Annotated in this window: 8 protein-coding genes; 4 read left to right on the top strand and 4 right to left on the bottom strand. The window is 64.1% G+C overall.

The window, feature by feature from the left end; translation table 11 throughout:
- Positions 1 to 2 precede the first annotated feature (2 nt).
- Positions 3 to 701 (bottom strand): LppX_LprAFG lipoprotein, encoded by a 699-nt coding sequence (locus CG716_RS08145; RefSeq protein ID WP_165774064.1) that lies wholly within the window; start codon positions 699 to 701, stop codon positions 3 to 5.
- A gap of 130 nt (positions 702 to 831) precedes the next feature.
- On the opposite strand from CG716_RS08145, the gene CG716_RS08140 reads away from it, so the two are divergent.
- On the top strand, positions 832 to 1,431 hold the full coding sequence (locus CG716_RS08140; protein WP_094478263.1) for a riboflavin synthase: 600 nt from the start codon (positions 832 to 834) through the stop codon (positions 1,429 to 1,431).
- A gap of 315 nt (positions 1,432 to 1,746) precedes the next feature.
- Here the strand turns inward: CG716_RS08140 and CG716_RS29845 are convergent, their stop codons facing one another.
- Positions 1,747 to 2,007 (bottom strand): hypothetical protein, encoded by a 261-nt coding sequence (locus tag CG716_RS29845; protein ID WP_133066891.1) that lies wholly within the window; start codon positions 2,005 to 2,007, stop codon positions 1,747 to 1,749.
- A gap of 181 nt (positions 2,008 to 2,188) precedes the next feature.
- On the opposite strand from CG716_RS29845, the gene CG716_RS08130 reads away from it, so the two are divergent.
- Positions 2,189 to 3,757 (top strand): Ig-like domain-containing protein, encoded by a 1,569-nt coding sequence (locus CG716_RS08130; RefSeq protein WP_133066890.1) that lies wholly within the window; start codon positions 2,189 to 2,191, stop codon positions 3,755 to 3,757.
- A gap of 638 nt (positions 3,758 to 4,395) precedes the next feature.
- On the opposite strand, the gene CG716_RS30115 is transcribed toward CG716_RS08130, so the two are convergent.
- Entirely contained in the window at positions 4,396 to 4,533 is a 138-nt protein-coding gene (locus tag CG716_RS30115) for a hypothetical protein (RefSeq protein WP_165774063.1), read from the bottom strand.
- A gap of 22 nt (positions 4,534 to 4,555) precedes the next feature.
- On the opposite strand from CG716_RS30115, the gene CG716_RS08120 reads away from it, so the two are divergent.
- On the top strand, positions 4,556 to 7,672 hold the full coding sequence (locus CG716_RS08120; RefSeq protein WP_094478256.1) for an Ig-like domain-containing protein: 3,117 nt from the start codon (positions 4,556 to 4,558) through the stop codon (positions 7,670 to 7,672).
- A 307-nt stretch (positions 7,673 to 7,979) separates the two neighbouring features.
- Here CG716_RS08120 and CG716_RS08115 read toward each other — a convergent pair whose 3' ends face one another.
- Positions 7,980 to 8,375, bottom strand: coding sequence for a hypothetical protein (locus CG716_RS08115; protein ID WP_133066889.1), 396 nt, complete (start codon positions 8,373 to 8,375; stop codon positions 7,980 to 7,982).
- Between CG716_RS08115 and CG716_RS08110 the strand changes: the two genes are divergently transcribed.
- Entirely contained in the window at positions 8,362 to 12,429 is a 4,068-nt protein-coding gene (locus CG716_RS08110; protein WP_094478252.1) for a beta strand repeat-containing protein, read from the top strand. The genes CG716_RS08115 and CG716_RS08110 overlap by 14 nt on opposite strands.
- Positions 12,430 to 12,452: the final 23 nt, after the last annotated feature.

Below are 12,452 nucleotides of genomic sequence, written 5' to 3'. Positions count from 1 at the left end.
CGTCAGACAGCGGGCTTGGTGACGGTGACGGGCTTATCCCAGTCCGAGAGCGTGATCTGGATGCTGCTGCCATTGCCGGTATCGGCCTTGGCCTGGACCAGCTGGTGGGGGTCGGCTTTCTGGACCCAGACCGTGGCCGGCAGCGGGCTGGTCGCCTTGAGCGGGATCAGCTTGTTCATGGCGTCGGCGGTGACGTTGCCGGTGATCCGGATCGTGTCCACTCCGTTGATGGTCTCGCTGGCGTCCGACTTGGCGCCGGTGATGCTGGCCAGCCAGTTGGCCAACCCGGTGTCGGGGTTGAGGACCACCGAGGGGTCGTAGATGTCTTTGGCCGGGCCCATGTCGAGCCAATTGTTGGGGGTCAGCGCGGCGTAGAGGGTGCCGTCGAGGACCACCAGCTGGATGTCGACATCTGAGCCGCCCATCGAGATCGTGGAGTTCCCCGACACCGCGACGGCAGGCACGTTGGTCAGGTCGCCGGTGAGCTTCTTGACGGGCAGGCCCTCGATCTTTCCGTTGACGGCGATGTCGAGGTGGGCGCTCTTGAGACCCTTGGTGACCTGGATGGACTGCTGCAGCAACCCGGCTGCGTCAGGAAGCGGCTCGGAGGGCTTCGACGACGAGGAGCAGCCGGCGACGAACAGGGCTGCGGTGGCGAAGAGAGCGACAAGGACGGCAAACATTCGGCGGCACGTCGGCATAGGTGCATCGTAGAGGGTCGTGCCGACGTGGATTGCGCTGCCAGGCCGGACGGAGTCTGGCTTATGCGCTGTGACCTGCAATTTTAGTAGGGCTAAGCGAGTGTCGCCGGGGCCGGGCTAGATTGGGCGCGTGTTCACCGGAATCGTCGAAGAATTGGGCGAGGTGGTCGGCAAGGACGAGCTGGCCGACGCCGCGCGTTTCGTCATTCGCGGGCCCGTCGTCACCGCTGACGCCCGCCACGGCGACTCGATCGCTGTCAACGGTGTGTGCCTGACGGTGGTGGAGGTGCTGCCCGACGGGCAGTTCAGCGCCGACGTCATGGCTGAGACCCTCAATCGCTCCAGCCTGGCTGCCGTCCACGTCGGCAGTGCCGTCAATCTGGAGCGTGCCGCTGCGGTCAACAGCAGGCTCGGCGGTCATATCGTTCAGGGGCATGTCGACGGCACCGGGCGGGTGGTGTCCCGTGCGCCGTCCGAGCACTGGGAGGTCGTGCGCATCGCGCTGCCGGCCGAGCTGTCGCGGTACGTCGTCGAGAAGGGCTCGATCACCGTCGACGGCATCTCCTTGACGGTCTCCGGGCTTGGTGACGACTGGTTCGAGGTGTCGCTGATCCCGACGACGCTGGCACTCACGACGCTGGGCCGCGCACCCGTCGATACACCGGTCAACCTCGAAGTCGATGTGATCGCGAAATACGTCGAGCGACTGCTCGCCGATCGCGCCCTCTGAGCAGCGGTAACCCATTGAGGATCTGATCCGTCTCAGCTAATCGCTCGATCCGGTATCGGCTTTGCTGAAGGCTGCCGTTCGGCGGGCTTCGATCTGCATCTCAATGGCGCTAGGAAGCACCGGCGTGCCATGTGCCCTGGCTGCGCGGCTGTGGACGCTCTTGGTGGGCGCCGATGCTGGCTAGATATTGACAGCAGAGTCATTTAGCTATAGATGGCAACGCGACGAAAGCCCCAGTGCATCGTTCGTGAGGGCTTCGTCACGGCAGACGCGACCGGCGGCCTCGCTGCCGACACGCCGTACTTTTCCGCGAATTCAGCCGCGACCATTTCGGTTGCCGGTCTGAACAACAGCAACTCCGTCACACTCAACGCCACCGACGGTGACCATGCCATTGGTCAACGGCATGGTCACCAGCACGCCGGCCGGCACTCGCTCACAAAGGCGGGTTTCTGATCCATGCGTGAGTTTGCTACCCGGATGCACGCCGCCCGCCGCCCGACGTGATCTGACGGGAAACGAACTGACCAGCAAAGAGTGAATCCGCTGCTCAAGCGACTGCACCGACTTCCACACCGAAAATAACCTTGGCGAAAAGAACTGGCCGATGTTAGGTTGCGGCGCAGTATGTAGCGTGCGTCTCCATCAAGGAATGCGTGTGAGCCACGACACAGTTCTCACCGTCGCGCTCCCAGGGAGCGCGCCGCTATGAGGAATGTGCCGGCCTAGTCACGACAACGCACGCAAAGGAGCCGCCATGGCCGCCCCTAGTCCCCGGAATCCGCGTCGGGCTAAGGGTCGCCATCGCAAGCCCACGATGTTCGAGACCTTTGACGGCGCGCAATGGCTGCGAGTCGGTGCGGTCGGCGTCGGGCTGGCCGCGGCGGTCGGCTTCGGACAGGGGACCGCCTGGGCCGGCACGGATGGCTCGTCGAATTCCGGAACCGCCAGCGATTCGGCGGGGCCCGCGCGGTCGAACCACCAGCAGAAGCAATCGACGACACCTCGGGCCAGTCAGGGCAGGGCCGCGTCGAAACGACAGTCCGTGCAGCCGGCGCTAGCGGCCAGCAAACCTCCTATTCCCGCTGCAAACTCCGTGGCGGTGCCTATGCCGACGGTGGCGTCCGTCGCCGCCGCGGTCACGCCGCGGTCGGCGGAGCTGGCGCGCCAAGCGGTCCATGTCAGGATCGAAGCGAGCGATCTGCTGAACGCGGGACGCGGTGCGCTCGAGAACGCCGCCGGCGCGATGAAGAGCTTTCCGGAGTGGGGGACCGCCGCCATCCGTGGCGCCGGGGCTCGTATTGAAGACGAGATTAGCCGTGCTGCAGGTGATCTCACCAATATGTTCTCTGCCAGCGGTCCCACGGCCAAGCCTGCCGCCGCCGTGGCGGCCGCGACCGCTTCGGCTGCCCCGCTGGGATCACCCGCGCAGTTCGTCGCCACGCTCCAGGCGATTTTGAACCAGCTGGTGGGCTGGCCCGAGCCGCCCACCACCGTGTTCACCACCCCGGCCAACTACACCCTGGATCAGGCTCTCGATGCCTTCGACTCAACGATCGACTTTTACGTAGCAAACCCCACGCCAGCCACCCGCTGGATCTCCGACACGATGAAGATCATCAATCTGTTCGTCGTTTCGGCGCTGCCCGGCTACACGTTCTCCGACGGCCTCAACGTCTTGGGCTCGCTGCTGAACCGGGTTGTGCCGCCCTACACGATCAAAGACCCGCAGAGTGCGACGCTGACGAAGGCGCAGGTTGCGGCCGCGGCCGTCGGCGCAATGGTGAAGGTCCTGGATACCTTGCTGGCTGGTGACTTTGACCCGCAGGACCTCGAGAACGCCGCGGAAGCGGGCGGGACGGCCGGTCTGACGGACCCGGGGAGCGTCCTGAACATGACGTTCGACACCAGCGCGGTGCCGAACTTCTTCTCGCTGATCGCCTACACCGCATTGGTCGCGGTGTATGACCGTTACAAGTGGGTGGCCCTCGATCATCTGCCGACAGCTACCCCTTCCCAGAGCGGTCAGCTCCTGGCAGTCGTCTCCGGCCAGGTGAACGCCACCGACGCCGACAACGATCCGTTGGTCTACACGTACACCCAGCCGACCAACGGCGCCGTGGTCGTCGGCGTCGATGGCTCCTGGACCTACACGCGCACCTCGAACGTGATGGCCGTGGACACCGACACGTTCACCGTCACCATCGACGACAGCGCCGGACAGTTGGTCGACGCGGGCCTGGGCCATCCCTACGCGCCCGACGGTCACACGGTGACCTACACCGTCACGGTCAACTACGACGGCCTGCTGACGATCGGCGTTTAGCCCGCTGCCGTGCCCCACTCCGCAGCGTCGTATGCGCAAATTTGCTGATTTAAATGACTGAAACACGTTCGCCCCTGCGTGAGACACGCCGACACGGTCTATCACTTCCTAAATGCGCAGTTCACGGGCTTCCTGCCATTTTCCTGGGACAAAACCATGGCGAACCTGTGAACGGGGTGTTACGTTGCGGTGTCAACACAGTGGCGCACAGGTCGGGGAGAGTCGGTGAGTTCCAAGAAGCGGGCAGGTCGCCACAGAAAGCAGGCGGCTCGCCATCGGAAGGTCGTCGCCCGCACTAGGAAGCACGCGGCTCGCAACGGGATTTTTGCGGCTGCGGTAGGCCTGGGTCTCGCGGTGAGCGTCGGCCAGGGCATTGCCGCAGCCTCCACGGACGGCGGGTCATCGGACTCCGGAGCCCCGCATTCTGCGGGTAATTCGGGGAGCAATTCCAGCCACTCTGGGACCTCCAACCGCGCCAATGGATCGGCCGGTCCGGCGCGCACCCGACCGGCAGCCAAGCCGCCGGCCTCGAACTCCAACAGTGGTTCCACGACGGTCGTTCGGTCGACGGGCTCGGCCCGGTCACTCGCCGCGGCCGGCACCTCGACCGACACCACCGGCACGACTGACGCGACCGCTCAGCCTGATTCCTCGACGACAGCGAACCCGACGGAGACAGCGACGGACACGCCGGCAACGCCGGGCGCCGGTTCGTCGAACGTGACATCGACAGGCACTGCCAATCCGAAGGCCGCTTCCGCGAGAAGTATCGCCACCGCCGCTCCCGCGGCTGCTGTTGTGGCCGCCACGGCCCCGTCGGCTGCCGCGTATTCGATGAACGGCGATATGTCGGTCGTTCAGGGCGACGCGGGCCCGATCACCACCCCGGCGCACTACAACATCCAAACATCGCTGGATGCCTGGGGCGCACAGCTGAACGCCCTTCTGGCAGAACCACTTTCGGCGGCCAACTCGTGGCTCAAGACGCCGATCGACATTCTGAACATGTTCTTCGTGTCACGCATCGCTGTCGACAGGTTGTCGTACGGGTTGAATGCCCTGGGAAGCCTTCTCAACCAGTTCGTGCCGCCGTTCAAGATGGTGGACGGTGCGCCGTCGACGATCACCCAGGCCTCCGTGACGGCCGCGGTGCTCGCCGGGGCGATCACGCTGCTGAACACCTCCCAGACCGTCGACATCAACCACTGGATAGCCGAGGCGTTGAGCCTCGCCCAAGCGATGTCCAAAATCGCCTCGAACCCCGTCCTCTACGGGCTTACCGAGAACGACATGGACGGTGTCATCGGGGCTGCACGGTCTGCCTTCCTCGCCCCGAAGAACGTCTTGGACATGAAGGTCAACCTCGGCCAAGCGCCGAACCCGGTATCGCTCGCCATGTATGTCGTTGTGGTCGCGATCTTCCGGCGGTTCGCGGATGTGGCGAGGGATCACCAGCCCGTAGTGACGGACATGCAACAGACCAGCGCGCATCTGCCGGGTGCGAGTGGCACGACCGTGTCGGGATACGTGCAGTTCTACGATGCCGACGGTGACCCGATCACCTCGTTCGGTTTCACCGAACCCAACGACAGCCGGTTCACGGTCACCGTCGTGGACGGGACCAACGGGCGGATGAACTGGACGGTCTGGGACTGGAATCCCTTGTCCAGCGACAAGTCTCCCAAGACCTTGACGTTCACCATGACGGTCCTCGCCCAAGGCGATGGCCAGATCAGCGTCTCAAAGCCGTACATGCCGGACGGCAACGAAACCAAAAAGACGGTCACCGTCACCGTCTACTACAACCAGGCTGTGGGGTCGATGACAACCACGGTCGACAGCACCTCGGGCCTGGGTGTGGTACGCGGCTCCGTCACGACACCGCAAAACCCTGACAACCCAATGACCTACTCACTCGGCGGCGCAAGCGGGGGATCGGCATATACCGCCAACGGCGGCGTCGTCAAGCTCAACCCGACCACAGGCAAATACACCTACACCCCGAACCGGGCATCGAGCGCGACGACGGACTCGTTCCAGCTGACCAGCACCGACAGCTTCGGCCATACCTACACGACCACCGTGACCGTGCCGGTAAGCACGGCGTCGCCGGTCACGACCAACAGCTCCGTCCCCGGCAAGGTCACCGGCAACCTGAATATCAGCGGTGCCGACGGCGGGTTGATGACCTACAGCATCGGCACCGCCCCCAATGCGCTCCGGGGCAGTGTGGTGCTCAACGCCGACGGCACCTTCACCTACACCAGAACCGCTGCGGGACATACCCAGCCCACGACGGACTCGTTCACGATTCTGGGAACCGACAGCAGTGGAATGACCGTGACCATCGCCGTGGTCAACGTCAACCCGACGGTGTCCAATAGTGCTCCCACGGGTACCGGTGTGACAGTGGGCAGTTCGGCGCTGACCCGCATCGTGGGTCCCTACGATCGGCAGGATACGATCGGCGTGCTGAAAGGCACTGACGCCGACGGTGATCCACTGACCTGGGCCGCGGGAACCTACACCACCGCCAATGGTGGTTCGATCACCGTCACCGCCAGCGGAGCATTCACCTATTCGCTGCAGAAGTACGCGTGGTTCGGTGTTTCGGACAGCTATTGGCACGATCATGCGGTGACCGGTGACCCCGGCGACACGTTCACGATCAACGTCAGCGACGCTTTCGGCGGTACCACTGCGGTGACGTACTCGATCCCGATCGAGAAGCAAAACGCGGCGCCGACGTTGAGCGGAAGCGTGAGCAGTCAGGGCAGTAGTGGCCTGGGTGTGGTGCGTGGCACCATCGCGAGCGGGTCCGATAGCGACGGCGACGGTTTGACCTACACCCTGGTCGGCACGACGGGTGGTTCGGTGTACGGCTCCAACGGCGGCATCGTCATGATGAGTGGCACCTCGTTCACCTACATTCCGAAGGCGGGGGTCACGTCGGATTCGTTCCAGGTGCAAGTGTCTGACGGCCACGGTGGCACTACCACGGCGACGGTCACCCTCACCGGGCTGACGACGCCGTCGCCTCAGACGAACACCAACACGTCAGCGGGTGTCACGACCGGTTCGTTGAACGTCCCGGCTGGCGACACCGGGCTGGGGCTGACGTACAGCCTGGGCAGCGGCCCGTCGAAGGGTTCGGTGACCGTCAACTCCAATGGCACCTACACCTATACCCGGGCGGCAGGCCTGGGTCACAGCACGACCCCGAACGACTCGTTCACCATCAAAGCGACTGACGCCACGGGCAAGTCAGTGATCATCGCCACGATTAACGTGGCCCCGTCGGTGTCCAATAACGCGCCTGCCGTGTCTGTCGTCACACAGCCGACGGTCGGAACTCGCAGCGGGACAACGCAGACCACCACCGGCAAGATCCAGTGGAGCGATGCCGACGGCGACGCGATGACGATCAACGGACAGGCGGCCCCGACCGGTTCCAACTCCATCACGCTCAGCACCAGAAACGGTGGCACCGTGGTGCTCATGGGCGACGGGACGTTCACCTATACCCGCACCGTGAGCAACGCGCAGTCGCATCAGGCGGCCAAGATCGGTGCCGCCGACAGCGATGTGAACGACTACATCGACATCACGGTCGCCGACGGCTATGGAGGTAGCGCCGCTACCGCAGTAAAGGTGGCGGTGTACGCGACCAACAGCGCGCCGACGATTTCAGGTGGTACCAAGTTCGCCGGCAACGTCAACACGATTAACGTCAATGATGCTGACGGGGACAGCCTTTCATTCGTCCACAATGGTTCCAGCTTCACCTTCGGCGGTCGTGGAGTTGCGACCAGCACCTTGTGGGGTGGAACCACTCTCACCGTCACCGATGGTTACTACGTCGTCGTCAACGGTGTGGTGACCAGCACGCCGTCGAGCACCACGAAGTCCTGGTAGTGCCCTCCCGATGTCTGGACGCCCTGCATAATAGTTTGCTGTTCTAGAAACTAGAACACGTTCATTGACGTCGGAGACGCGCAACGACGGTCTGCCGAACAAAAAATCACAGCTCACGGCGTTGTGACGCGCTCGGAAGTGCAAATCCTTGGCGAACACGCGTACGTAGTGTTACGTTGCGACGTCAACAGAGTGGCGCACATATCTACATCCGCGGGGGTGTGAGTCAGGCCACGTCTCACGTATCGGGAGAGTCGGTGGCTTCGAAGAAGAAGCAAGCAGGTCGCCACAGAAGTCAGGCGGCCCGTCATCGGAAAGTCGTCGCTCGTAATAGGACGCGTGCGGCGCGCAACGGGTTTCTCGCGGCCACGGTGGGCATCGGCCTCGCGGTGGCCGCCGGCCAGGGAGTGGCGTCGGCCGCCCCCGATGAGACTTCGTCAGACTCCGGATCGAAGCCGAGTACGACCAATGAGTCGGGAAATTCATCCACCCCGAAGGGCACCGCTGGTTCTGCCCGCAGCCGCACCGTGAGCAAGCGATCGACGACGATCCCCAGCTCCTTCTTGGTGGCCGCTTCGACTGTCTCGAGCCTGGCCACCGTCAACACCGTCAACACCGTCAACACCGTCAACACCGTCAGCACGACCGCCACCGTCAGCACGCCCGTTGCCTCGCCCAGCACGGGTGCCGTGACGACCGTCAAGACCACGTCCACGGCCAAGGTCGCGACTGCTGCGAAGACCGCTACAGCGTCGGACGCCCCGCTCGGATCGCCCGCACAGTTCGTGGCCACCCTGCAGGCAATCCTTAATCAGCTGGTGGGCTGGCCTGAGCCGCCCACCACCAAATTCGTCACGTCGGCCAACTATGCCCTCGACCAGGCGCTCGATGCCCACGACATCACGATGGACCTGCTCGTCGCGAATCCCACTGCGGCCACCAAGTGGATTCCCGACACCATGGCTCTGGTCAACTTGTTCTTCAAGTCGGCCCTCCCCGGCTACACGTTTTCCAGCACGCTCAATGTGCTTGGCTCGCTGCTGAACCGGATTGTCCCGCCCTACCAGATGGCAACCAGTAGCCTCTCCGAGGCGCAGGTCGCCGGCGCGGCCGTCGGCGCCCTGGTCGACGTCCTGAACACTTTGTTGGCCGGCGACTACAACGTGCAGGATCTCGAGAACGCGGCCTCCAATGGCGGGCAGCTCGGTGCCCTGCGCCCGTACGACGTCATGGGCATGACGTTCTCCTCGAGCGCCGCGCCGAACCTGTTTTCGATCGTGTGTTACGTCGCGCTGGTCGCCGTTTATGACCGGTTCAAGCAGGTGGGCCTCGACCACCTCCCGGTGTTCACCGGCTACACCCAGGGCACCCAGGTCGCGTTCAGTGTTCCCGGCCAGATCAACGCCTACGACCCCGACGACGACGACCTGACTTACACCTTCACCGAGCCGTCCGAAGGCACCGTGTCCATCGGCGCCGACGGTTCGTTCCTCTACACCCGCAGCACAAACCAATCTCATTCGGACACAGACACTTTCACCGTCACCATCAGTGACGTCACGGGCCAGAACGGCAACATCGTCGGTCAAAATCTCGACCATCCGTACGCGCCCGACGGCCACACCATCACCGAGACGATCACCGTCCACTACACCGGCACGGCCGACAACGCGCCGACCGCAGCCATCGTCGTCGGGACGCGCGACGGGATGGGCGTCGTGCGCGGCAGCGTCAACGGAAATGACATCGACGGAGACACCCTGACCTACAGCCTGGTCAACCCGGGTACCACCGGGGCGACCACCAGCTCGATCTACACGAGCAAGGGCGCCATCGTCGAGCTCAACACAGCGACCGGCGCGTTCACCTACATCCCGACATCGACGTCGATCACCACGGATTCGTTCCAGGTCCTGGTCTCTGACGGCCGTGGCGGCACCACCACCCAGACAGTGGTGGAGACGACGTGGCTGTCGCTCGGCACTGCGACGACGGGCACCAGCGCGTACGTCGAAAATGGCAAAGTCAATGTCCCGAGCGGTGATTCGGGTCTGCTCTCCTACACCCTCGGCACCGGTCCGGCGAAGGGCACGGTGGTGGTCAACGCCGACGGCACCTACACCTACACCCGTAACACCTCGCTGTCGAGCAGCGTGAGCACGTCCGACACTTTCACGATCGTCGCCACCGATGCCAACGGCAAGAGCTTCACGTTGCCGACCGTTTCGGTATCTCCGCCGCTGGAGACCATCACGGCCACGACCACAGCGACGGGCGGTACGTTCACCCCGCGCACGATGCTCAACGGCACCGCGACAGTTCCGGGCACCCAGACCACGACCGGCACGTTCAGCGGGGTCGACGCGAACGGGAACGCGGTGACCGTGGCCGCGGGCAGCTACACCTCGGCCGACGGCGCGACGGTGACCGTGACGTCAGGTGGCGGATTCCTCTACACGCTGTCCAGCTACTCCGATGTCTGGCACAAGGCGGCGGCCACGAACGCGCCGACCTCGGACAAGTACGACACCGTCAACATCAACGTGACCGATTCACTGGGTGGCACAACGCCAGTCACCTTCTCCGTTGCGCTGAAGACGGAGAACTCGAGCCCGTCGTCGAGTTCCTCGGTGGGCAGTGCCGACGGTCTCGGTGTGGTGCGCGGCACGGTGAACGGCTCGGACAGCGACGGCGACTCGCTGACGTACTCGCTGGTCGGCACGACCGGGACGTCGGAGTACACCGCGAACGGCGGCATCGTCACGCTGACCGGCAACTCGTTCGTCTACACCCCGAACAAGTCGGCGTCGACGTCGGACTCGTTCCAGGTCTTGGTTTCTGACGGACATGGTGGCACGACGACGGCGACTGTCTCGGTGCCGCTCGGCACGCCGTCGGGTGTGGCGAACGTCAACACCGCGACGGCGGGCACTGTCACCGGTCAGCTGAGCATTCCGGCAGCCGATAGCGGGTTGATGACGTACAGCCTGGGCACGGGTCCGTCGAAGGGCAGCGTGGTGGTCAATGCCGACGGCACCTTCACCTACGTGCGAACGGCCGGCCTGGGTCACACGACGACTCCTGCCGACTCGTTCACCGTCATCGGCACCAACGTCGCCACCGGCATGTCGGTCACCATCGCGACGATCAACGTCGCCCCGACGGTGGCCGATACCGCGCCGGTGGGTAACGGTCTGACAGTGGCCACGTCGGCCTTGAACGACACGGACGCCAGTTTCAACCGGCAGCAGACCACGACGGGCACTCTCAACGCGACGGATGCCGACGGCGATACGGTGACGTTCGCGGCAGGTACCTACAGCACCACCAATGGTGGTTCGGTGACCGTCAACGCAAATGGGACTTTCACCTACACGTCCCAGAAGATGCTCAAGGGAACCCAAGATCTCTTCTGGCACAACGCTGCTGTGCCCGGTGCTCCTGGCGACACCTTCACGATCGCGATCAGCGACGGTTTCGGCGGCACGACCAACGTCGTCTACTCGATCCCGATCCAGACGCTCAATTCGCCTCCATCGTCCACTGTGTCGGTAAGCGTCAGTGGCACCGATGGGCTTGGCGTGGTGCGTGGCACCATCACCGGGTCCGATCCGGACAGCTACTACAACTACATCACGCTGTCCACCACGCCGGTCACCGATACGCTCACGTATAGCCTTGCCGGAGCAGGCAATACGGCTGCAACGGCAACCTCGGCGACCACCACACACGGCGGCATCGTCCAGTTGAACGGCACCTCGTTCACCTATATCCCGACCGCGGGGGTGACGTCGGATTCGTTCAACGTGCTGGTGTCCGACGGCCATGGCGGCAATACGGTGGCGACGGTCAACCTATCGTCGCTCACGACACCGTCGCCGGTGACCAATGTCAACACCTCGACGACGGGTGTCGAAACCGGCCAGCTGAACGTCCCGTCCGGCGACACCGGGTTGACCTACAGCCTCGGCGGCACCTCGCCGTCCAAGGGCAGCGTGGTGGTGAACTCCGACGGCAGCTTCACCTACACCCGGACGGCCGGTCTGGGCCACAGCACAACCCCGAACGATTCGTTCACCATCAAGGCCACCGACAGTTCGGGCAGGTCGGTCACCATCGCAACGATCAATGTCACCCCGACGGTTTCGAACGCCGCGCCTACGGTGTCTGTGGTGACCGCGGCAACCGTCGGCACTCGCAGCGGGACCACGCAGACAACCACGGGCAAGATCAGCTGGAGCGACGCCGACGGGGACGCGGTGACGATCAACGGGCAGGCCGCCCCGACCGGTACCGGGACCATCACTCTCAGCACGGTGAACGGCGGCACTGTGGTCCTCAAGGGTGACGGCACCTATACCTACACCCGCACCGTGAGCAATGCTCAATCTCATGCGGCCGCCAAGATCGGTGCGGCAGACAGTGCGGTCAACGACTACATCAACATCACCGTCGCGGACGCCTACGGCGGCAGCAACACGCTCGCAGTGAAGGTGCCCGTCTACGCAACCAACAGTGCGCCGACGATCTCGGGTGGCACGAAGTTCGCCGGCAACATCAACACCATCACCGTCAATGATGCTGACGGTGACAGCCTTTCGTTCAGCGACAACGGATCGAGCTTCACCTACGGTGGTCTCGGCGTCGGCACCAGCACCCTGTGGGGTGGAACCACCCTCACCGTCACCGATGGTTACTACGTCGTCGTCAACGGTGTGGTGACGAGCACGCCGGCCAGCACCACGAAGTCCTGGTAGGGCGCTGCTCCGGCCGATCTCCC

Source organism: Mycolicibacterium sphagni (assembly GCF_002250655.1).
Lineage (GTDB): Bacteria > Actinomycetota > Actinomycetes > Mycobacteriales > Mycobacteriaceae > Mycobacterium > Mycobacterium sphagni.
Note: the sequence above shows the minus strand (reverse complement) of the source record. Positions and strands in the feature narration are given on the sequence as shown.

Bases quoted from the DNA above. Each gene is read 5' to 3' on its own strand.
- CG716_RS08145 (WP_165774064.1), bottom strand. From the start codon at position 701: ATGCCGACGTGCCGCCGAATGTTTGCCGTCCTTGTCGCTCTCTTCGCC.
- CG716_RS08130 (WP_133066890.1), top strand. From the start codon at position 2,189: ATGGCCGCCCCTAGTCCCCGGAATCCGCGTCGGGCTAAGGGTCGCCAT.